We start from the raw sequence: 19,430 nt of genomic DNA, 5'->3' as shown, positions 1-19,430 counted from the left end.
CTGATTTCCTTACTGCTCTGGCGACTGCTCGGGCTCGAGGGGCTGTTCTTCTTGCGGTTGAACAGGCTGAGCGTGCTGGTGCTGATGCGACTTATGGCTGCTCTTGCCGTCCTTGCCGTCTTCCGGCAGGTACAGGGGGCCCTTCTGACCGCAGGCCGAAACGAGGCAGGCAACCGCGACCAGCGCCGCGAGCGAGGAAATCAGGCGCTTCATGGGTGAAATCCTTTGAAATATGCAGTATTGCGCCCGAGTATACCGAGCGACCGGCGGATTGCCTATGCAAGAGCCGGTCCGCCGGGCGGGCTATTATTGAGTGCTGGCGGCTAACCTTTGCATTCGGCGCCAAGCGCCCGTATCTTGCCCGGCTTGCCTGTCACGCAGCCAATTTCGAGGTTCCTGCAATGAGTTTGAGCGAAGCGCGTTTCCATGATCTGGTCGACGCGACCCAACAGGCCCTGGAAGACCTGTTCGACGAGAGCGGCCTGGACCTGGACATGGAGAATTCCGCCGGGGTCCTCACCATCAAGTTCGACAACGGCAGCCAATTGATCTTCAGCCGCCAGGAGCCGCTGCGTCAGCTGTGGCTGGCCGACCGTTCCGGCGGCTTCCACTTCGACTACGACCCCGAGAGCGGCAAGTGGGTCTGCGAGAAGAGCGAAGAGCTGCTGGGGGAGATGCTCGAGCGCATTGTCTGGGAGCGGGCCGGCGAGAAGCTGGACTTCGACGAGATCTGACATGAGCACCCAGGCGCGGCCACCCAAGCCGCTTTACAGCAACGTCAGCCCGGCAGTGGCATCGCCGTGCATCAGTGTCTGCCGGCTCGACGAGCAGCGGGTATGCACCGGTTGCCACCGCCACGTCGAGCACATCCGCGAGTGGCGTTCGGCTGACGATGAGCGTCGCCGGCAGATCTGCCGCGAAGCCGAGGCCTTGCGCGCACGGGCTTGAGTATTTGCCCGGCTGTGGTAGTGTCGGGTTGTGCGTCGGTGACGCCAAAGCATTCACAAACCCCGCCCTTGGGCGGGGTTTTGCTTTATCTGCCCATAGCAAAGCGCCTGTTCAAATGGAGTCTGACTGGATCATGAGCACCAAACCTTCCCTCATCCTCACCCGATTGGACGTACAGCGTCTCGAGCGCCTGATCGACAGCCTCGACGAAAGTACCCCGGGTGTGCTCGCCCTGCAGGACGAGCTGGACCGCGCCGAACAGGTGGTCGGTCACGAGGACGTGCCGGCCGGCGTGGTGACCATGAACTCGCGCGTGCACTGCCGTGAAGAGGCCAGTGGCAAGGACTACCACCTGACCCTGGTGTACCCGAAGGATGCCGGCGGCGAAGGCAAGGTCTCGGTCCTGGCGCCGATCGGTTGCGCGCTGCTTGGCTTGTCGGTAGGCGAACAGATCGATTGGCCGGCGCCCGGCGGCAAAACCCTGAAACTGAAGCTGCTGGCGGTCGAATATCAGCCGGAAGCGGCAGGGGATTTCGACCTCTGATCCATTGGCGCCGTTTCAAGGCTCCAAGGTGGCCTGCAACTGCGCGAGGCCATCATTGAGCGCCTGCTCCAGCTCCCGCTTGTAGCGCAGGTAAAGGATGGTCGAACCTTGCTCGTCATCCAGCAACTCGGACAGGTCCAGGTCGGTGATGTAGCAACGATAGTGCCCGGCATTGCGGCGCTGGCCGAGGATCTGCCGAGCAACCACGGTGTACAGCTCGTCGCCGTGGTCCAGTTCCGAGAACTCCTGCTGGTCGCAATACAGCGTCACGTGCACGTCATCGCCTGTGCCGGCCTGGAGAATAGCCTGCACCTCGTAGTAGGACTGGTCGTTGACTTCGTCTGGCGTTGGCCGTTGCTCGATGTTGCGTGCCTTGCCCGGCCCCGAAGGCAGCAGTTGTGCGTAGCTGATTTCCAACGAAGCCTGCTGCAGGTTGTCCAGCGGTACCCGGGCGTCGTGGCGCATTACCACCGAGCGCAAGAAGCGCTGCAAGGGCAACAGCAGGTGATTCTCGTCGTGCAATGGCAGGCGTTGCTGCCATAACGCATTGTATTCATCCAGCACATACAGGTCGGCCCAGCCCTCGAGCAGGCGGTAGAACACTTGAATGCAGCCGGGGCGGCCTTGTTCCAGCAGCAGCGGAAGGTCGTGGTCCTGCAGTGCGTTGGCATCCAGATAAAGTGGGCTGTAGGCGTTGCGCTCCTCGCTCAGGTAATCGAGCACGGCATCATGCTCGGTCAGGGTGGCGAGGCTGACCTGGCCGGGCAGTAGTTCCAGTGCGTGGGTGTACTGCGCCACTTGCAGCAGGTAGCGGTGGTTGCGGCCCTGGTCGAGCAGTAATTGCACCGTGTCGAAAATTTCCTCGACCCGCTGGCTGATGGCTTGCGCGCGGTTGTGGCAGAAGCAACGCACCCGCACGCGCGGCCGGTGGCTGCGCTGGCCGAGGCTGTTGAGGAAGTCTCGCAGGCAGCGCAGCAGGGCGTGTTCACCGTCGTAGCGCTGCACCAGCACCTCGTTCCAACTGTTGAGGGTGACCTGATCGAGGGTCAGCACCAGGTTTTCGCGCACGCCTGCATAGCTCAGCGAGTCGGTGCGTTCGGTGGTCATCAGGATGTTCAGGTCGCGGTGGTGGCGCAGCGGGTCGACGCCAACGTTGACCAGCAGCAGGATCTCTTCGGCCACGCTGGGCTGCAGCAGGCGCACTTCGCTGACGGCCTCAAGCGGCAAGGGAATACTTTGCTGCAGGCTGCCAAGCAGGTTGAACAGCTCGAATTCGCTCAAGTCGCTGACGCCTGGGTGCAGCGCAAAGCGCGTAGTGCTGTCGATGACGCCGTTGCGGTGGGCCCAGGTCAGCAGTTCGAGCAGCTCCCGGCAACGCTTGATCGGGCTGAAATGCTCCCACTCGTGGACGCCCAGGTTGCCGTTGTACAGGCCCCAGTGGTGGCTGCCGGGTTCCTTGCGGTTGGGTGATTGAACCAGTGTCAGGGTGTCCTCGGCGAGGTCCGGTGCGATGCCTGGGTTGATCACCTCTATCTTGCCGGCGCGCCGCTCGAAGGCTGCGTACAGGCGCCGGCCCAGTACGTTGAGGTCGCGTTGGTCGGCGCGGCTGTTGGCGTTCTGGTTTTGCGCGAACTGGCTGAGAAAGCGGTAGCTGTGGTTGAGCTCGGCGACCAGCTCGCGGCGCTCGACCGCCACCTGGCGTACCTTCCACTGGCTACGGCTGTCGAGCAAGGCCAGCTGGCGCTCGTCCCAGCCCCACTCATCGGCCAGGCGCTGAAGCAGCTGGCGTTGCCAGCCGTTGTTGCGCGCGCGGTCCAGGCCGCTGAGCTTCTTGTTCACCTTCAGGTACAGGCTGCGCCTGACCAGCTCCAGTCGCGTGGTTTCGCCGCGCTGTTGCAGGTAGCGTTCGATACGCCGGTAGACCATCACATAAGGGTCAAGCGCGTCGAGGTCCAGGTGGTTGGCGAACACCGCCTGCTTGTAGTCCAGGCTCAGGCAGCGTACGGCCGGATGTTCGCTGGCATAGACCTCGGTCAGCAGCAGCTTGAGCAGCGACTTGTACGGCGAATCGATGCCTTTGAACAGCTGCCATAAGCCTGCACCCACGAACTCACCAGGGGGGATGTGGGCCATGTTGCCGAGGTCGAGGGCGTCGGTGCTGCGGATGAAGCGCTTGGAGAGCAGGGTTTCGGTGTAGCTGCGGTAGTTGCGCTCTTCATACACCGGCACCAGCCACCACAGCGGCGTACGCCCGGCCAGCCAGATGGCGGTGCGATAAAACTCGTCGAGCAGCAGATAATGCTGGGTGGTGCCGCAATCGTCAGAGCTCAGCTGGCTTTCGCGCAGGCCCTGGGCGAAGCTTTGCGGGTCGATCAGGAAGCAGTGTGCTTCGGCGCCCAGGCTGGCGGCCCAGGCTTCCAGCAGCTGGCATTTGCGCCGTAGTTCATCCAGCTGGTTTTCGTCCAGGCCAGGGGCGTGGCAGACCCATAGGTCCATGTCGCTCTGTTCGGCCTGGGCCAGCGAGCCCAGGCTACCCATCAGAAACAGGCCATGAATGGGGCGATTGGGGTTGCCCAGGCGCGTTTTGTAGGTGAACGAACGGGCCAGCCGTTGGCCCTCGGCGACCAGCTCGGCATCAGGCTCGAAGCCGGAAATACCTGCCGGAGTGCTGCCGGACACATAGCCGGGCAGCAGCGGGTGATTCACGTGAAACAGCAGCGGGAGCAGGGTCAGTACCTGCTGTTGACGGGTCGAAAGCCCGTCCATGGCACGCTGCAGCCGGCCTTTGTTGAGCAGCAGGAAGCGCGCACGCAATGTCGCCAGCACCTTGCGGTCGATGCCTTCGTCGAGGTCCGGGCGGATTTCGTGGTTCATTGCACACTCAGGGCAGGCAGGGGAAGCTGTGGCGAGTTTAGCCTGAGTGTGGCGGTCGGATAAGCGCCAAATGAATTTTTGACGTCAATTCTTTAGCGGATGTATCGGCCTCTTCGCGGGCAAGCCCGCTCCCACTATTTGAGCGATGTGCGATACCTGTGAGGGCGGGCTTGCCCCGCGCAGAGGCCGGTACAGGGTTATGCCGGTTGCGGTGCTTTGAGGATGGTCAGCAACAGCTGGACGCTTTCAGCCGCATCATTCCCGAGGCTGGTGAGGTAGCCGCCATCGGGTTGGTCGGTGAGCTCTTTTTCATGAAGGCGCTTGGCTGCGGCGATCAGGGCAGGGGAAGCGTTACTGCCAACTTTGATACCTTCCTGGTGACTGTCCAGGTTGAACAGGGCAAGCACTTCCAGTTCAGCGATCAGTTCGGGGGTGAAGGACATGGCGACTCCTGACTTCCAGACAAGGATGGCGGCACCGCCAGCGGTGCCTGACCCTGGAGTGTAGTCGGGTTATTCGTCCTCGCCTTGATCTGCCTCAGGTGGCAGCTCGGGCAGCGCGCGCAGGGCGGTTTCGTACCATTCAGTGTTGAACGGGCGGTCCTCGTCGAGCATGTTGTCGATTTCGATGGCCAGGATGTGGGCCATGAGATTCAGGATGTCCTCGCGCTCGTAGCCCACCAGGCTCAGCTTGTTGAAGGTGGCCTTTGCTGCCGGTGGCTCGCCGCTTTCGATCTGGTTTTCGATGGCTTGGGTCAGCGTCGCCTCGGCGAAGGCTTCGTCGTCATTGTCGATTTCGTCGTGCTCGCTCATGGCGGTACTCCTGTGGTGGGGCGCAGAGTTTGCCACGCCCGCGCCGGCAATGCCCGGTCATCGACCGGGAGCATGATGCTGGTCAGGCGCAGCCCCAGGGGCTATAACAGCCCAGCCAACCCCTTACGGCCTGGAGGCTGTTACCCCATGCTCAAGCTTCACGGATTCTCGGTCAGCAACTACTACAACATGGTCAAGCTGGCCCTGCTGGAAAAAGGCTTGCCGTTCGAAGAGGTCACTTTTTACGGCGGCCAGGCACCGCAAGCGCTGGAAGTCAGCCCGCGCGGCAAGGTGCCAGTGCTGGAAACCGAACACGGCTTCATCAGCGAGACCAGCGTGATTCTCGACTATATCGAGCAGACGCAGGGCGGCAAGGCGCTGTTGCCGGCCGATCCATTCGAACAGGCGAAAGTGCGTGAGCTGCTCAAGGAGATCGAGTTGTATATCGAACTGCCGGCGCGTACCTGCTATGCCGAGTCGTTCTTTGGGGCGGCGGTCGAACCGCTGATCAAGGAGCGGGCGCGTGCCGACCTGCTGGCGGGTTTTGCCACGCTCAAGCGCAACGGGCGTTTTGCACCTTATGTCGCGGGTGAGGCGTTGACTGTGGCTGATCTGATGTTCTGCTTCTCGGTCGACCTGGCTTACGCCGTGGGCAAGAAGGTGCTGAACATCGACTTCCTCGCAGACTTCCCGCAGGGGAAGGCGTTGCTGGAGAAAATGCGCGAGAACCCGCACATGGCGAAGATTCTGGCGGACAAGGAGGCGGCAATGCCGGCCTTCATGGAGATGATCCGCAGCGGCAAGCGCTGATCTGAAGAGGGGCTGCTTTGCAGCCCATTCGCCGGCAAGCCGGCTCCTACAGGGATTGCGCACCGCTTGAGAGCGGCGCGGTCATTGTGGGAGCCGGCTTGCCGGCGATCGAGGGCGAAGCCCTCGCAATGGCGCTTAGCGCGAAGCCAGCAATGCCTTGCCGCGCACAACGGCAGCGCGCACCTGGGCAGGCGCAGTACCACCAATGTGGTTACGGGCATTCACCGAGCCTTCCAGCGTCAACACGGCGAACACGTCCTGCTCGATCTGGTCGCTGAACTGGCGCAGTTCGTCCAGGCTCATCTCGGCCAGGTCCTTGCCGCTGTCGACGCCGTACTTCACGGCGTGGCCGACGATCTCGTGGCAGTCACGGAACGGCAGGCCGCGGCGCACCAGGTAGTCGGCAAGGTCGGTGGCAGTGGAGAAGCCGCGCAGGGCCGCTTCGCGCATGATCGCGTGCTTGGGCTTGATGGCCGGGATCATGTCGGCGAAGGCACGCAGCGAGTCGCGCAGGGTGTCGGCGGCGTCGAACAGCGGCTCCTTGTCTTCCTGGTTGTCCTTGTTGTAGGCCAGCGGCTGGCCTTTCATCAGGGTCAACAGGCCGGTCAGGGCGCCGAACACGCGGCCGGTCTTGCCGCGTACCAGTTCTGGCACGTCCGGGTTCTTCTTCTGCGGCATGATCGAGCTGCCGGTGCAGAACCGGTCGGGCAGGTCGATGAACTGGAACTGGGCGCTGGTCCACAGCACCAGTTCTTCGGAGAAGCGCGACAGGTGCATCATCGCCACGCTGGCGGCCGCGCAGAATTCGATGGCGAAGTCACGGTCCGAAACGCCGTCCAACGAGTTGCCGGCCACGGCTTCGAAGCCCAGCAGCTTGCAGGTCAGCTCGCGGTCGATCGGGTACGTGGTACCGGCCAGTGCGGCGCTGCCCAGGGGCATGCGGTTGGCGCGCTTGCGGCAGTCGACCAGGCGCTCGTAGTCGCGGCTGAGCATTTCGAACCAGGCCAGCAGGTGGTGGCCGAAGGTGACCGGCTGGGCGGTCTGCAGGTGGGTGAAGCCCGGCATGATGGTCTCGGCCTCACGCTCGGCCTGCTCCAGCAGGCCCTGCTGCAGGCGGGTGATCTCGGCCAGGATCAGGTCGATCTCGTCGCGCAGCCACAGGCGGATGTCGGTGGCGACCTGGTCGTTGCGGCTACGGCCGGTGTGCAATTTTTTGCCGGTGATGCCGATGCGGTCGGTCAGGCGCGCCTCGATGTTCATGTGTACGTCTTCGAGGTCGACGCGCCATTCGAAATTGCCCGCTTCGATTTCACCCTGGATGGTGGTCAGGCCATCGATGATGGTGTCGCGTTCGGCGTCGCTGAGTACGCCGACCTGCGCCAGCATGGTGGCGTGGGCGATCGAACCCATGATGTCGTGGCGGTACAGGCGCTTGTCGAAATCGACCGAGGCGGTGAAGCGGGCGACGAAGGCGTCGACGGGTTCACTGAAGCGGCCGCCCCAGGACTGATTGGTCTTGTCGGTGCTCATGGATTCACTCGTTGAAGGCGTGAACGAAAAAGTGGCGCCGATAATAGCAGGGTTGAGCGTGTCGCCGAAGGACGCCGGTCGATAGAAACAGCCAGAAAACCCAGCGCGGGGCAGGTGCAAACGATATTCAACGATTGAACGGCAGTGTTCCACGGACCGTCTACAGTTGGACAAAGGACTGGCAGTGAATCTGCTGGCTCAGTGAATCTTTGGCCTTCGTATCGGTCTAGAGCGTGACCGCAGTGTCGCTCGACCTGCATCTGTCTACGCTATACCTGTGCGAGACTCACTCAGGAATCCAGAGCAATTATGAATGTCCTGATCGTTGATGACGAACCCCAAGCCCGTGATCGCCTCACGCGGCTATTCGGGGAACTGGAGGGGTACACCGTGCTGGAGCCCAGCGCCACCAACGGCGAGGAGGCCCTGGCTCTGATCGAAAGCCTCAAGCCCGATGTGGTCCTGCTGGACATCGGCATGCCGGGCCTCGATGGCCTTCAGGTCGCGGCTCGCCTGTGCGAGCGCGAGGCGCCACCGTCGGTGGTGTTTTGTACGGGCGACGATGAATACGGCCCCGAGGCTTTCAAGGACAGCACCCTCAGCCATGTGACCAAGCCGATCCAGCCGCAAACCCTGCGCGATGCCCTGCGCAAGGCCGAAAAACCCAACCGCGGGCAGCTGGCCGCGCTGACTCGGCCGGGCAGTGAAGGCGGCGGCCCGCGCAGCCATATCAGTGCGCGTACGCGCAAGGGCATCGAGCTGATCCCCTTGCCCCAGGTCATTTATTTCATTGCTGACCACAAGTATGTGACGTTGCGCCACGAGGCCGGTGAAGTGCTGCTGGATGAGCCGCTCAAGGCCTTGGAAGACGAGTTCGGCGACCGCTTCGTGCGAATCCACCGCAACGCCCTGGTAGCCCGCGAGCGCATCGAACGCCTGCAGCGCACGCCGCTGGGGCATTTCCAGCTGTTTCTCAAAGGTTTGGACGGTGATGCCTTGACGGTCAGCCGGCGGCATGTGGCTGGCGTGCGCAAGATGATGCAGACGCTCTGAGCGCTGCGGCCCTCATCGCCGGCGTGTCGGTGATGGGGGCACACCAGGCAGAACTGGATGATGCCCTCATCTGCTAGCGGTACCGACGGAGCTGTTATCATCGGCGGTATTCCTAAGCATCGGGGCGTTCCATGTCCACTCGCGAAATCCGCATTGCCACCCGTAAAAGTGCCTTGGCCCTGTGGCAGGCCGAATACGTCAAAGCCCGCCTTGAACAGGCGCACCCTGGTTTGTTGGTGACCCTGGTGCCCATGGTCAGCCGCGGTGACAAGCTGCTCGACGCGCCACTGGCCAAGATTGGTGGCAAGGGCTTGTTCGTCAAGGAGCTGGAAACCGCCCTGCTGGAAAATGAAGCCGACATTGCCGTGCATTCGATGAAGGATGTGCCCATGGACTTCCCTGAAGGCCTGGGCCTGTACTGCATCTGCGAGCGCGAAGACCCGCGTGATGCGTTCGTTTCAAACCATTTCGCCAGCCTCGAAGCACTGCCCGCCGGCAGCATCGTCGGTACTTCCAGCCTGCGTCGTCAGGCCCAGCTGTTGGCACGCCGCCCTGACCTTCACATCCGCTTCCTGCGCGGTAACGTCAACACGCGCCTGGCCAAGCTTGATGCCGGTGAGTACGACGCCATCATTCTCGCCGCGGCTGGGTTGATCCGGCTGGGCTTCGAGGGCCGCATCACCTCCAGCATCAGCGTCGACGACAGCCTGCCGGCCGGTGGCCAGGGCGCGGTGGGCATCGAGTGCCGCAGCGCAGACACCGAGATCCACGCACTGCTGGCGCCCTTGCACCATCTCGACACTGCTGACCGCGTGGTGGCCGAACGTGCCCTGAACAAGCGTCTGAATGGCGGTTGCCAGGTGCCGATCGCCTGTTACGCCGTGCTTGAAGGCGAGCAATTGTGGCTGCGTGGCCTGGTTGGCCAGCCCAGCGGCGGTACGCTGCTGGTGGCTGATGCCCGTGCGCCTCGTTCGTCCGCCGAAGCCTTGGGTGTGCAGGTCGCAGAAGACCTGCTGGGGCAAGGTGCTGAAGCCATCCTCAAGGAAGTCTACGGCGAGGCCGGGCACCCGTGAGCCCCTGGCGCCTGCTGCTGACCCGGCCTGAAGAAGACTGCGCGGCGCTGGCGCAGAGCCTGGAAGTTGCCGGCGTGGCCAGCAGCTGCCTGCCCTTGCTGGCGATCGAACCGGTACAGCTGGGCGCCGAACACCACCAGCGGCTTGCGGCATTGGCGCAGTGCCAGGCCATGATCGTGGTCAGCAAACCGGCGGCCAGGTTGCTGCTCGAACACCTTCAGCAAGCAGGCGTGCAGCCCCCGACAACAGGCTGGTTCACCGTAGGTGAGGCGACGGCGGCGGTGCTCCGGTCGGCCGCCCTGAAGGTGAGTTGCCCTGCGCAAGGCGACGATAGCGAGGCATTGCTCGCGCTCCCCGCCCTGCGCCAGGCGATCGCACCTGCAGGGGCACGCGTGATGATCGTTCGTGGTGTGGGAGGTCGCGAACTGCTGGCCGAGCGTCTTGCAGAGCAAGGTGCTAGTGTCGATTATCTGGAACTGTATCGTCGCTGCCTGCCGGCGTACCCGGCGGGTATGTTGATGCACCGCATTCAAGCGGAACGCCTCAACGGCCTGGTGGTCAGCAGTGGGCAGGGTCTTGAACACTTGCAGCAGCTGGCGGCTGCCGACTGGCCGCGCGTGGCGCGCCTGCCGTTGTTCGTGCCAAGCCCACGGGTCGCCGAACAGGCCAGGGCCGCAGGGGCCCAACAGGTTGTGGATTGCCGTGGCGCGAGTGCCGCGGCCTTGCTGGCAGCCGTGCAGCGCAGCGCTGCACCTGCCTCTTAAGGCGCTAAGCTCAGAGCGATGCGCCCCCATGCAAAGGATGGATACGTGAGCGAAACTGTCTTGTCCCACAATGATCAGCCGTCGGCCCAGGAGCCGGCGCAACCCGTCACCCCACCACCCGCCAAACGTTCCGGCACTGGCCTCGCCTTGCTGGCGCTGTTGGTGGGCGCGGCCGGGGTCGCCGTGGGCGGGTGGGGAGTCTGGCAGGTGCGTCATCTGCAAGGCAGTGAATTGAGCCAGGGCGAGCACCTTGAAGCGTTGAACCAGCGTGCGGCAGCCTTGCAGCAGCGCGAGCAACAGATCAGCGCCCAGCTGGCCAGCCTGCCGGCCGCCAGCGAGCTGGAAGACCGCCGCCGCCTGGTGGCGCAGCTGCAAGGTGATCAGCAGCGCCTCAGCCAGCGGGTGGAAACCGTGCTCGGTGAAAGCCGCAAGGAGTGGCGCCTGGCAGAGGCCGAGCACTTGCTGCGCCTGGCCACCCTGCGGCTGTCAGCGTTGCAGGACATCACCAGCGCCAAGGCCCTGGTCGAAGGCGCCGACGAGATTCTGCGCGAGCGGAGCGACCCAGGCTCGTTTGCCGCCCGCGAGCAATTGTCGCGCAGCCTGGCAACGCTCAACAGCACCCAGCAACCGGACCGTACCGGCTTGTTCCTCAAGCTGGCGGCCCAGCGTGAACTGGTGCAGCAACTGAGCGCCCTGTCGCCGGAATTCGACAGCAATGCCGATGCGCTCGGCGCCCTGACCGCCGATGGCGATGGCGCCAGCCGGCTGTCGCAGTGGTGGGCAGAGATATCGAAGTACTTCCAGATCGATTTCAATGCCGACGACAACGTGCGGCCATTGCTGGCGGGCCAGTCACTCAACCAACTGCGCCTGGCCCTGAGCCTGACCATCGAGCAAGCCCAGTGGGCAGCGCTCAACGGTGAGGCCAAGGTCTATACCCAGGCCCTGGATGATGCGCGCAGCGTGCTGCTGGCCAACTTCAACGCTGACAACCCACAGAGCAAGGCCATGCTCGACAGCCTCAACGCGCTGGCCGAGCAGCCGGTCTCGGTGGTTACGCCGGACTTGAGCGAAAGCCTGGCCGCGGTGCAGACGTATATACAGCGGCGCCATCTGCCCGCCGAGGGTGAAGGGGGCAAGCCATGAAGCGTGTCTACTTGCTGGCCGTGCTGGCAATCGTGATTGCTGCGGCACTGGGCATCGCCGTGGCCAAGCACAGTGGCTACGTGTTGATCTCGTATGGCAGCTTCCGCTATCAGTCAGGGCTATGGGCGGCGCTTGCGGCGCTGGTCGCCGTGGTTGTACTGCTGTTGCTGCTGCGCTATCTGGTCGGGCTGGTGCTGACCTCCAGTGGTGTGGTCAACCCGTGGTCGCGACGTAACCGCAGCCGCCGTATTCGCATTGCCATCGAGCAAGGCCAGCTGGACCTTGCGGAAGGCCGTTGGGCCAGCGCCCAGCGCCACCTGCACCGCGCTGCCGAGGCGGAGCGCCAGCCGCTGTTGTATTACCTCGGTGCCGCCCGTGCTGCCAATGAGCAGGGCCGCAAGGAGGACAGCGACCACCTGCTGGAGCGCGCCCTGGAGCGCCAGCCTCAGGCCGAGCTGGCCATCGCCCTGACCCATGCGCAGCTGCAGATGGACCGTGGCGAAAACGATGCTGCACTGGAAACCTTGCTGGCGATGCAGGAGCGGCACCCGCACAACAACCAGGTGTTGCGCCTGCTGCAGCGCCTGTACCTGGAGCGGGGCGACTGGTCGGCGTTGATTCGCCTGTTGCCAGACCTGCGCAAGGGCAAGGTGCTACCGGCCGAAGAGCTCGCCGCGCTGGAGCAGCGGGCGTGGGGCCAGAACCTGGGGCTCGCCGCCACCCGTGGGGATGATCAGCAGAGCGCCCGCCAGGCACTTGAGCGGGCCTGGCAACAGCTGACTGCCGCCCAGCGCCAGGAACCGCGGCTGGTGCTGGCCTATGCCGAGCAGTTGCGCCAGGTGGGGGCCCAGGGTGAAGCCGAGCTGGTGCTGCGCACTGCCCTCAAGCGTGAGTACGAAAGCCACCTGGCACGGTTGTATGGCCTGGTGCGTGGTGACGACCCGGCGCGCCAGTTGCAAACGGCCGAAGGCTGGCTCAAGGCTCATCCCCAGGACCCGAGCCTGCTGCTTACCCTTGGCCGCCTGAGCCTGCAGAACCGCCTGTGGGGCAAGGCGCGAGACTATCTGGAAAGCAGCCTGCGTATGGAACGCAACCCGGAGACCTGTGCCGAGCTGGCCCGACTGCTGGCTGGCCTGGGCGAGACCGAGCGCAGCAACCAGCTGTTCCAGGAGGGCCTTGGCCTGCTGGATGAACGACTGTTGGCGCTGCCGTTGCCTGAGGGCGTACGCGCCTGATCTACCCATGAGCCCGCACAGGCGGCGGGCTCATGGTGTTGTCGATTTATCCAGCCGCAAATGTTTCATCTGCGTTGCCGTCCTTAAGAAATTTCCTACTGCTCAGGTAGAAATTTCTCCTGTCTCTCAGTGACTTCTCGTCCCTGTCGCGCCTTGAAACAAAGGCCATCTTTCCTCTACCGTTTCAAACCACTTCAATTGCCCGGACCACCACCTCTCATGTTGCCGGCCCGACTGCGCACATTTTTCCTACCTGCCTGCATAGCCTCCTTGGCTGTGCTGATCGTGTCCTTCTACCTGGAAACCACTTTGGGGCTGATACCGTGCCCGCTGTGCTTCAGCCAGCGCTTCCTGTTGGGCGTGCATGCCGTGATCTGCCTGTGCGCGGTAGTGCATAAGCCGGGCATTTACGGCATTCGTCAGTACGCCCGGGCGGCGCTAGGGTGTTCTGCAGCCGGGGCTCTGCTGGCTGCGCGGCATGTCTGGTTGCAGGGCGCGGGTGGCATAGGCCATGCGTGCCCTGCAACGATTCGGCAGCTAATGGAGCGTTCCTGGAGTGAGGCTGCCCACCAGCTGTTACTGGGGAGCCCGGATTGCGCCTCGCTGACGTGGAGCTTCCTCGACCTGACGTTGCCCGAATGGAGCCTCCTGGCGTTCTTGCTGCTGGCAGCGCTGCCCTTGACCTGCCTGCTGGCGTATCGTTTCCGCACACTGGCCAATGCTTGACTCAGCGCAAGCGCCGAGCGATAGCACGACCGGCGGTGGCGGGTTAGGGTATTAAACACTTGTATGAACTTTGTCTGCTGCGTACCTTGATGGGCAGCACGTGCGGGAATAATCTCCCAGCACGCATACCGAAAACACAACTGCTCGATGCCGTCCTGCTGATGTCACCTTTGTGCCGCACGGTCGTGGTGCGAGGTGCAGCGGCATCTACCCAGAAGGGAAGAGATCGCCATGCTCGATAGTTGTCAGAACGCCCAGGAACGCTGGGGTGGGGTTCACAAGCTGATCGACCGCTGGCTCAAGGAGCGAGAGGAGCTGGTCCAGGCTTTTCGTGCCTTGCGCGATGCCAAACCGGCATTTGCGGACAAGGACAAGAACCGCGATTTCTGCGCGGTGCTGGTCGACTACGTGTCGGCCTGGCACTTTGAAGTCAGCGAGCAACTGGTTACCGAGGCCAAGGCATTCGGTGACGAAAAGGCGCTGAAGCTGGCCGAAGAAATCAACCCACGGATCAACGACATTACCCAGATTGCACTGGCCTTCAATGACCACTGCGAAAAAGGCGAATGCACCGACACCGAACGCTTCGCCGAAAAGCTGGGCAAACTGGGCAGCCTGCTGCACGAGCGCTTCGAGCTCGAGGACTGCCTGATCGAGGTGCTGCATACCGCGCACAAGGAAGAGGGCGCGGTCGAGGCCTGAGGGTCGGCGTCAGTCGCCGACCGCCAGCAGTTCTATCTCGAACACCAGTGGCGTGTAGGGCGCTATCAGGTCACCTGCGCCCTCGGCTCCGTAGGCTTGTGCAGACGGAATCACCAGGCGCCATTTCGACCCTGCCTTCATGTGCGGCAGCGCCACTTGCCAGCCTTCGATCACTGACTCCAGGTTGAACCACTGGGGTTGCTGGTTCTGGTCGAACACCGAACCGTCCGGCAACTTGCCCACATAGCGCACCTGCACCTTGCCATTGGCTTTGGGCTGCGCACCGCTACCACTTTTCAGTTCACTGTAAAGCACGCCTTCAGGCAGCTCGTGCACGCCGGCGCGTGCCCGTTCGTTGGCCATGAAGCGCGTTTCGACGGCCTGCAGTTTTGCCACTTCGGCTTGCTCGGCGGCACTGTTCGCCTGCTCGTCGTGCTGCTGGAGAATGGCCTGCATGCGCGCTTTATCGAGCTTCAAAGGCTCGTTCTGATAAGCCTGGCGTAGGCCGTCGACCAGCGCGTCCAGCTGCAAGCCCGGCACCTCCTGGCGCAGGCGCTCACCCAGGCTGGCGCCAAGGCTGTAGGCCAGATCATGATCGTTGGCGGGGGACGGTTCGGCGGCGGCCTGGGCGAAGGGAACCACCAGGCATAAGCCGAAAACAAGATAACGAGGCATGCTCAACTCCGAACTCAATAGCTGCGAAGTATGCCAGCCTTGCTGGCGTGATTTACCTAAATATCGGCAACGATTTGTTAAGCAACTACACTTGCACGGAGCTGCAAGATAACAACTTTGCCCAGGCATGCAACGCGGCGCTAATGAGACTGTCAACATGCCCTAGCGGCGGTAGCAGCAGAAGCATAGTATGAGCCGCAATCTCGTCAGCCAGGAGGTAAACCATGTCGGCCAAGAAGAAGCCAGTAAGTACGCCGTTACACCTGCTCCAGCAACTTTCGGGCAGCCTGCTCGAACACTTGGAAGATGCCTGCTCGCAAGCGCTGGCTGATGCGGAAAAACTGCTGGCCAAGTTGGAAAAGCAGCGTGGCAAGGCCCAGGAAAAACTGCACAACGGTCGCCTGAAGTTGCAGGACTCGGCCAAGGCAGGCAAAGCCAAGGCACAAGGTAAAGCACAGAAAGCGATTGGTGAGCTTGAGTCGCTGCTGGACTCGCTCAAAGAGCGCCAGACCCAAACCCGCACTTATATCCAGCAACTCAAACGCGATGCTCAGGAAAGCCTGAAACTGGCCCAGGGCGTTGGCAAAGTACGCGAGGCAGCTGGCAAGGCATTGGACCAGCGCGCGGTGACGGCCAAATCGGCCAAAGCGGCCAAGCCTGCTGCCGCAAACGCAAAAGCGCCTGCCAGGACCGCGGCCAAAACTGCTGCGAAGCCAGCCGCAAAACCTGCAGTCAAGGCGCCGGCGAAGGCCGCTGCTGCCAAAGCCCCAGCCCGCGGCGCTGCCGCCAAGCCAGCTACGGCCAAGGCGCCCGCCAAAGCCGCCGCTGCCAAACCAGCCGCTGGCAAGGCCCCGGCAAGAACTGCTGCGGCTAAACCTGCTGCTGCCAAGGCCCCGGCAAAAACTGCTGCGGCTAAACCTGCAGCTGCCAAGGCCCCTGCCAAAGCTGCTGCTGCCAAGCCAGCCGCTGCCAAAGCCCCTGCCAAAGCTGCTGCTGCCAAAGCTCCGGCCAAAGCCGCCGCCAAGCCTGCTGCCAAACCGGCCGCTGCCAAAGCACCGGCTAAAGCAACCGCCGCCAAGCCAGCTGCTGCAAAGCCTGCCGCCAAGGCTCCGGCCAAGGCACCAGCCAAACCTGCTGCCAAGCCAGCCGCCGCCAAGCCGGTCGCCAGCAAGCCAGCTGAAACCAAGCCGGCCGCGCCAGCCACCAGTGCAGCCGTGACCAACTCTGCAGGTCCTGCTACCTCGGCACCCGCAGCACCGGCCAGCGCTCCAGCTCAGTCGCCGTCTTCGGCTTCCTGAAGCGCTGCGGCCGCGACGCGCATCCGTTCTAGCGCGTCGTGGCCACAGGCCTGGTCGGGCGCCAGCCAGGCCAGCCAATCATCTGCGGGCCCGCGCGCGCCTGTAGGCCATTGCTGCGCACAGGCTTCAAGCCGTCGCAGCAACTCTTTCTCCGCTTGCAGTTCCAGGCCTTTCACCTGTTCACGCAATGCCGCCAGGTGTGGGTCTTGCTGCGCCGCCGTGCGCCATTGCCGGCGCAGCTCGCGTAGCGGCGTTACCACTTGGGTTTGCCAAGGCTGCGCGATTGCGTGCAAGGCCTGCGCGCGCTCGGCATCCAGCGCAACCCCACGCCCTTGCAGCCACGTTGCACACAGCAGCAGGCAAACATCGCCGCCCAGCGCTTGCACGCTCAGGCAGGCCTCTTCAACGCCCGGCCTGGCATACAGGGCCAGGGCGTGATTCCACAGGTCGGTGTGCATCATTCCACTCACGCTCCGGGTCGAGGAAGCTGGTAGACTCCGCGACCATCATGATCAGACTATCCAACCTCACTTTACAGCGTGGTCCGCAGCGCTTGCTAGAAGGCGCCGAGATGACCCTGCACGCCGGTCACAAGGCCGGCCTGATCGGCGCCAATGGCGCCGGAAAATCCAGCCTCTTCGCGTTGCTGCGCGGTGAGCTGTCGCCCGACTCCGGCGACTGCCAACTGCCCGGTGACTGGCGCATTGCCCACATGCGGCAGGAGGTCGACACGCTCGACCGCCTGGCGGTGGACTATGTGCTGGATGGCGACGCGCGCCTGCGCAAGGTCCAGGCCGAGCTGGCCGTGGCCGAGACTGCGCACGACGGCACTGCCTTGGCACGCCTGCACAGTGAGCTTGAAAGCGCCGACGGCTATACCGCCGATGCCCGCGCGCGCAAATTGCTGGCCGGCCTTGGTTTCACCAACGAGCAGATGGACCGCCGCGTCGGCGACTTCTCCGGTGGCTGGCGGATGCGCCTGAACCTGGCCCAGGCGCTGATGTGCCCGTCCGACCTGTTGCTGCTCGACGAGCCGACCAACCACCTGGACCTCGATGCGATCCTGTGGCTCGAAGACTGGCTCAAGAGCTACCAGGGCACGTTGTTGCTGATTTCCCACGACCGCGATTTCCTCGATGCCGTGGTCGACCATGTGCTGCATGTCGAGCAGCGCAAGCTCAACCTGTACAAAGGCGGCTACACCGCCTTCGAACGCACCCGCGCAGAGCGCCTGGCGCAGCAGCAGCAAGCCTATGAGAAGCAGCAGGCCCAGCGCGCGCACATGGAAAAATACATTGCCCGCTTCAAGGCCCAGGCCACCAAGGCCCGCCAGGCGCAGAGCCGGATCAAGGCCCTGGAACGCATGGAAGAGCTGTCGGCGGCGCATGTCGATTCGCCGTTCGACTTCGTCTTCCGCGAGTCGCATAAAATCTCCAGCCCGCTGCTGAGCTTGTCCGAAGGCCGTCTCGGCTATGGCGACAAAGCCATCCTCGACAAGGTCAAGCTGCAGCTGGTACCCGGTGCGCGGATCGGCCTGCTCGGCCCCAACGGCGCCGGCAAGTCGACCCTGATCAAGAACCTCGCGGGTGAGCTCGAGCCGTTGTCGGGCCGGTTGGTGCTGGGTGAGAACCTGGCCGTTGGCTACTTCGCCCAGCACCAGCTCGACTCGCTGGATGACAAGGCCAGCCCGCTGTTGCACCTGCAGCGCATCGCGCCGACCGAGCGCGAGCAAACCTTGCGCGACTTCCTGGGCGGGTTCGACTTCCATGGCGACCGCGTCGACGAGCCGGTGGTGAACTTCTCCGGGGGTGAAAAGGCCCGCCTGGCCCTGGCCCTGATCGCCTGGGAACGACCGAACCTGTTGCTGCTCGACGAGCCGACCAACCACCTTGACCTGGAAATGCGCCTGGCGCTGACCATGGCATTGCAGGAGTTTGCCGGGGCAGTTGTGGTGGTTTCCCACGACCGTCACTTGCTCAAGAGCACTACCGACGATTTCCTGCTGGTGGCCGATGGCAAGGTCGACACCTTCGATGGCGACCTGGACGACTACAGTCGCTGGCTGGTCGAGTACCGCCAGCGCAGCGCGCCGGTGAGCAACGCGCCGGTCAACCCGGACAAGACCGACAAGAAGGCCCAGCGCCAGGCCGCAGCAGCCCTGCGCCAGCAACTGGCTCCGCACAAGAAGGCTGCCGACAAGCTTGAGGCCGAGCTCAACCAGGTGCATGCGCAACTGGCCGAGATCGAAACCGCATTGGGCGACAGCGGCCTGTACGACGCGGCGCGCAAGGACGAACTGCGCGATCTGCTGGCACGCCAGACCAAGCTCAAGCAGCGCGAAAGCGAGCTTGAAGAGGGCTGGATGGAGGCGCTGGAGACGTTGGAAAGCATGCAGGCCGAGCTGGAAGCACTGTCCTGATTTGATGTCGCCAGTGCCGGCGCCTTAGCGGGGCAAGCCCGCTCCCACATCACTATGCTTTTGTGGGCGCGGGGTTGCCCCGCGAGGGCGCTGGCGTGGCAACAAAAATCCCACAGAATTTGCTGGTCATTTTTTCGCCAACACTTTAGCTTAACGTTTTGCAACATATGTTCGAGCGAGGTGTGTGATGTCGATGGAAGTGTGGTTAGGCTTCTTTGCCGCGTGTTGGGTGATCAGCCTTTCACCAGGGGCCGGGGCAATCGCCTCGATGTCCAGCGGCCTGCAATATGGTTTCTGGCGCGGTTACTGGAACGCACTAGGCCTGCAGATCGGCCTGATCGTGCAGATCGCCATCATCGCCGCCGGTGTCGGCGCCATCCTCGCGGCTTCCGCCACTGCCTTCACCCTCATCAAGTGGTTTGGTGTCGCCTACCTGGTGTACCTCGCCTACAAGCAATGGCGTGCGTTGCCGATGGACATGACCGAAGAATCCGGCGTGCGCCCCATCGGCAAACCGCTTAGCCTGGTGTTCCGAGGTTTCTTGGTCAACGTCAGCAACCCCAAGGCGCTGGTGTTCATGCTGGCGGTGCTGCCGCAGTTCATCAACCCGCATGCGCCGCTGTTGCCGCAGTATGTCGCGATCACCGTGACCATGATCAGCGTCGACCTGCTGGTGATGGCGGGTTACACCGGCCTGGCTTCTCGGGTGCTGCGCCTGCTGCGTACGCCCAAGCAGCAGAAGCGCCTGAACCGTACCTTTGCCGGTCTGTTCATTGGTGCGGCGACGTTCCTGGCAACGCTTCGCCGCGCGCCGATCTGAT

Annotated in this window: 21 protein-coding genes; 14 read left to right on the top strand and 7 right to left on the bottom strand. The window is 63.3% G+C overall.

What is annotated here, in order from left to right:
- Positions 1-9: 9 nt before the first annotated feature.
- Complete coding sequence (gene lptM / locus ACNQPL_RS16270; protein WP_346612596.1) at positions 10-213, bottom strand: LPS translocon maturation chaperone LptM; 204 nt, start codon at positions 211-213, stop codon at positions 10-12.
- A 188-nt stretch (positions 214-401) separates the two neighbouring features.
- On the opposite strand from lptM, the gene cyaY reads away from it, so the two are divergent.
- The 3 genes from cyaY to rnk all read left to right on the top strand — a co-directional run bounded on the left by cyaY (position 402) and on the right by rnk (position 1,492).
- Positions 402-734 carry an iron donor protein CyaY gene (gene cyaY / locus ACNQPL_RS16265; RefSeq protein ID WP_346612595.1) on the top strand — a complete coding sequence of 111 codons (333 nt, stop codon included), beginning with the start codon at positions 402-404 and terminating at the stop codon, positions 732-734.
- Between the two features lies 1 nt (position 735).
- Positions 736-948 carry a DUF1289 domain-containing protein gene (locus tag ACNQPL_RS16260; RefSeq protein WP_346612594.1) on the top strand — a complete coding sequence of 71 codons (213 nt, stop codon included), beginning with the start codon at positions 736-738 and terminating at the stop codon, positions 946-948.
- Between the two features lie 133 nt (positions 949-1,081).
- On the top strand, positions 1,082-1,492 hold the full coding sequence (gene rnk / locus ACNQPL_RS16255; protein ID WP_387523445.1) for a nucleoside diphosphate kinase regulator: 411 nt from the start codon (positions 1,082-1,084) through the stop codon (positions 1,490-1,492).
- Positions 1,493-1,507: 15 nt separating this feature from the next.
- Here the strand turns inward: rnk and ACNQPL_RS16250 are convergent, their stop codons facing one another.
- From ACNQPL_RS16250 to ACNQPL_RS16240, 3 genes are all read right to left on the bottom strand, one after another.
- Positions 1,508-4,366, bottom strand: coding sequence for a class I adenylate cyclase (locus ACNQPL_RS16250; protein ID WP_416467247.1), 2,859 nt, complete (start codon positions 4,364-4,366; stop codon positions 1,508-1,510).
- Positions 4,367-4,563: 197 nt separating this feature from the next.
- Positions 4,564-4,809 carry a TIGR02647 family protein gene (locus ACNQPL_RS16245; RefSeq protein WP_387523450.1) on the bottom strand — a complete coding sequence of 82 codons (246 nt, stop codon included), beginning with the start codon at positions 4,807-4,809 and terminating at the stop codon, positions 4,564-4,566.
- A gap of 69 nt (positions 4,810-4,878) precedes the next feature.
- On the bottom strand, positions 4,879-5,178 hold the full coding sequence (locus ACNQPL_RS16240) for a hypothetical protein (protein WP_416467246.1): 300 nt from the start codon (positions 5,176-5,178) through the stop codon (positions 4,879-4,881).
- 147 nt (positions 5,179-5,325) lie between these two features.
- Between ACNQPL_RS16240 and ACNQPL_RS16235 the strand changes: the two genes are divergently transcribed.
- Positions 5,326-5,988 carry a glutathione S-transferase gene (locus ACNQPL_RS16235; protein ID WP_416467245.1) on the top strand — a complete coding sequence of 221 codons (663 nt, stop codon included), beginning with the start codon at positions 5,326-5,328 and terminating at the stop codon, positions 5,986-5,988.
- A gap of 135 nt (positions 5,989-6,123) precedes the next feature.
- Here ACNQPL_RS16235 and argH read toward each other — a convergent pair whose 3' ends face one another.
- Entirely contained in the window at positions 6,124-7,518 is a 1,395-nt protein-coding gene (gene argH / locus ACNQPL_RS16230) for an argininosuccinate lyase (RefSeq protein WP_346612588.1), read from the bottom strand.
- 309 nt (positions 7,519-7,827) lie between these two features.
- On the opposite strand from argH, the gene ACNQPL_RS16225 reads away from it, so the two are divergent.
- The 7 genes from ACNQPL_RS16225 to rsd all read left to right on the top strand — a co-directional run bounded on the left by ACNQPL_RS16225 (position 7,828) and on the right by rsd (position 14,217).
- The gene (locus ACNQPL_RS16225) at positions 7,828-8,571 is read left to right on the top strand and encodes a LytR/AlgR family response regulator transcription factor (RefSeq protein ID WP_416467244.1); all 744 of its coding nucleotides are present in this window, start codon (positions 7,828-7,830) and stop codon (positions 8,569-8,571) included.
- A gap of 131 nt (positions 8,572-8,702) precedes the next feature.
- Positions 8,703-9,644: a hydroxymethylbilane synthase gene (gene hemC / locus ACNQPL_RS16220; RefSeq protein WP_346612586.1), complete on the top strand. Its 942-nt coding sequence runs from the start codon at positions 8,703-8,705 to the stop codon at positions 9,642-9,644.
- On the top strand, positions 9,641-10,408 hold the full coding sequence (locus tag ACNQPL_RS16215; RefSeq protein ID WP_416467243.1) for a uroporphyrinogen-III synthase: 768 nt from the start codon (positions 9,641-9,643) through the stop codon (positions 10,406-10,408). Before hemC ends, ACNQPL_RS16215 begins: the two co-directional genes overlap by 4 nt.
- A gap of 45 nt (positions 10,409-10,453) precedes the next feature.
- Positions 10,454-11,554, top strand: a complete 1,101-nt coding sequence (locus ACNQPL_RS16210; protein ID WP_416467242.1) for a uroporphyrinogen-III C-methyltransferase — start codon at positions 10,454-10,456, stop codon at positions 11,552-11,554.
- Complete coding sequence (locus ACNQPL_RS16205) at positions 11,551-12,789, top strand: heme biosynthesis HemY N-terminal domain-containing protein (RefSeq protein WP_416467241.1); 1,239 nt, start codon at positions 11,551-11,553, stop codon at positions 12,787-12,789. Before ACNQPL_RS16210 ends, ACNQPL_RS16205 begins: the two co-directional genes overlap by 4 nt.
- Positions 12,790-13,008: 219 nt before the next feature.
- Positions 13,009-13,515, top strand: coding sequence for a disulfide bond formation protein B (locus tag ACNQPL_RS16200; protein ID WP_346612582.1), 507 nt, complete (start codon positions 13,009-13,011; stop codon positions 13,513-13,515).
- 231 nt (positions 13,516-13,746) lie between these two features.
- Positions 13,747-14,217 (top strand): sigma D regulator, encoded by a 471-nt coding sequence (rsd, locus tag ACNQPL_RS16195; RefSeq protein WP_346612581.1) that lies wholly within the window; start codon positions 13,747-13,749, stop codon positions 14,215-14,217.
- Positions 14,218-14,226: 9 nt separating this feature from the next.
- On the opposite strand, the gene ACNQPL_RS16190 is transcribed toward rsd, so the two are convergent.
- Positions 14,227-14,892 (bottom strand): FKBP-type peptidyl-prolyl cis-trans isomerase, encoded by a 666-nt coding sequence (locus ACNQPL_RS16190; protein ID WP_416467240.1) that lies wholly within the window; start codon positions 14,890-14,892, stop codon positions 14,227-14,229.
- Between the two features lie 224 nt (positions 14,893-15,116).
- Here ACNQPL_RS16190 and ACNQPL_RS16185 point away from each other — a divergent pair, with 224 nt between their 5' ends.
- A complete protein-coding gene (locus tag ACNQPL_RS16185; protein WP_416467239.1) occupies positions 15,117-16,190 on the top strand; it encodes an AlgP family protein in 1,074 nt (357 codons plus the stop codon).
- On the opposite strand, the gene ACNQPL_RS16180 is transcribed toward ACNQPL_RS16185, so the two are convergent.
- Positions 16,166-16,648 carry a TIGR02444 family protein gene (locus ACNQPL_RS16180; RefSeq protein WP_416467255.1) on the bottom strand — a complete coding sequence of 161 codons (483 nt, stop codon included), beginning with the start codon at positions 16,646-16,648 and terminating at the stop codon, positions 16,166-16,168. The two genes, ACNQPL_RS16185 and ACNQPL_RS16180, sit on opposite strands and share 25 nt — an antisense overlap.
- Positions 16,649-16,698: 50 nt before the next feature.
- Here ACNQPL_RS16180 and ACNQPL_RS16175 point away from each other — a divergent pair, with 50 nt between their 5' ends.
- Positions 16,699-18,609: an ATP-binding cassette domain-containing protein gene (locus ACNQPL_RS16175; RefSeq protein ID WP_346612578.1), complete on the top strand. Its 1,911-nt coding sequence runs from the start codon at positions 16,699-16,701 to the stop codon at positions 18,607-18,609.
- A gap of 187 nt (positions 18,610-18,796) precedes the next feature.
- A complete protein-coding gene (locus ACNQPL_RS16170; RefSeq protein ID WP_346612577.1) occupies positions 18,797-19,429 on the top strand; it encodes a LysE family transporter in 633 nt (210 codons plus the stop codon).
- Position 19,430 lies beyond the last annotated feature (1 nt).

The sequence above is a fragment of the Pseudomonas sp. LFS044 genome, from assembly GCF_047978245.1.
Taxonomy (GTDB): domain Bacteria; phylum Pseudomonadota; class Gammaproteobacteria; order Pseudomonadales; family Pseudomonadaceae; genus Aquipseudomonas.
Note: the sequence above shows the minus strand (reverse complement) of the source record. Positions and strands in the feature narration are given on the sequence as shown.

Excerpts from the sequence above, each read along its gene's own strand:
- lptM (WP_346612596.1), bottom strand. The coding sequence starts at position 213 with ATGAAGCGCCTGATTTCCTCGCTCGCGGCGCTGGTCGCGGTTGCCTGC.
- cyaY (WP_346612595.1), top strand. The coding sequence starts at position 402 with ATGAGTTTGAGCGAAGCGCGTTTCCATGATCTGGTCGACGCGACCCAA.
- ACNQPL_RS16260 (WP_346612594.1), top strand. The coding sequence starts at position 736 with ATGAGCACCCAGGCGCGGCCACCCAAGCCGCTTTACAGCAACGTCAGC.
- rnk (WP_387523445.1), top strand. The coding sequence starts at position 1,082 with ATGAGCACCAAACCTTCCCTCATCCTCACCCGATTGGACGTACAGCGT.
- ACNQPL_RS16250 (WP_416467247.1), bottom strand. The coding sequence starts at position 4,366 with ATGAACCACGAAATCCGCCCGGACCTCGACGAAGGCATCGACCGCAAG.
- ACNQPL_RS16245 (WP_387523450.1), bottom strand. The coding sequence starts at position 4,809 with ATGTCCTTCACCCCCGAACTGATCGCTGAACTGGAAGTGCTTGCCCTG.
- ACNQPL_RS16240 (WP_416467246.1), bottom strand. The coding sequence starts at position 5,178 with ATGAGCGAGCACGACGAAATCGACAATGACGACGAAGCCTTCGCCGAG.
- ACNQPL_RS16235 (WP_416467245.1), top strand. The coding sequence starts at position 5,326 with ATGCTCAAGCTTCACGGATTCTCGGTCAGCAACTACTACAACATGGTC.
- argH (WP_346612588.1), bottom strand. The coding sequence starts at position 7,518 with ATGAGCACCGACAAGACCAATCAGTCCTGGGGCGGCCGCTTCAGTGAA.
- ACNQPL_RS16225 (WP_416467244.1), top strand. The coding sequence starts at position 7,828 with ATGAATGTCCTGATCGTTGATGACGAACCCCAAGCCCGTGATCGCCTC.
- hemC (WP_346612586.1), top strand. The coding sequence starts at position 8,703 with ATGTCCACTCGCGAAATCCGCATTGCCACCCGTAAAAGTGCCTTGGCC.
- ACNQPL_RS16205 (WP_416467241.1), top strand. The coding sequence starts at position 11,551 with ATGAAGCGTGTCTACTTGCTGGCCGTGCTGGCAATCGTGATTGCTGCG.
- ACNQPL_RS16200 (WP_346612582.1), top strand. The coding sequence starts at position 13,009 with ATGTTGCCGGCCCGACTGCGCACATTTTTCCTACCTGCCTGCATAGCC.
- rsd (WP_346612581.1), top strand. The coding sequence starts at position 13,747 with ATGCTCGATAGTTGTCAGAACGCCCAGGAACGCTGGGGTGGGGTTCAC.
- ACNQPL_RS16190 (WP_416467240.1), bottom strand. The coding sequence starts at position 14,892 with ATGCCTCGTTATCTTGTTTTCGGCTTATGCCTGGTGGTTCCCTTCGCC.
- ACNQPL_RS16185 (WP_416467239.1), top strand. The coding sequence starts at position 15,117 with ATGTCGGCCAAGAAGAAGCCAGTAAGTACGCCGTTACACCTGCTCCAG.
- ACNQPL_RS16180 (WP_416467255.1), bottom strand. The coding sequence starts at position 16,648 with ATGCACACCGACCTGTGGAATCACGCCCTGGCCCTGTATGCCAGGCCG.
- ACNQPL_RS16175 (WP_346612578.1), top strand. The coding sequence starts at position 16,699 with ATGATCAGACTATCCAACCTCACTTTACAGCGTGGTCCGCAGCGCTTG.
- ACNQPL_RS16170 (WP_346612577.1), top strand. The coding sequence starts at position 18,797 with ATGTCGATGGAAGTGTGGTTAGGCTTCTTTGCCGCGTGTTGGGTGATC.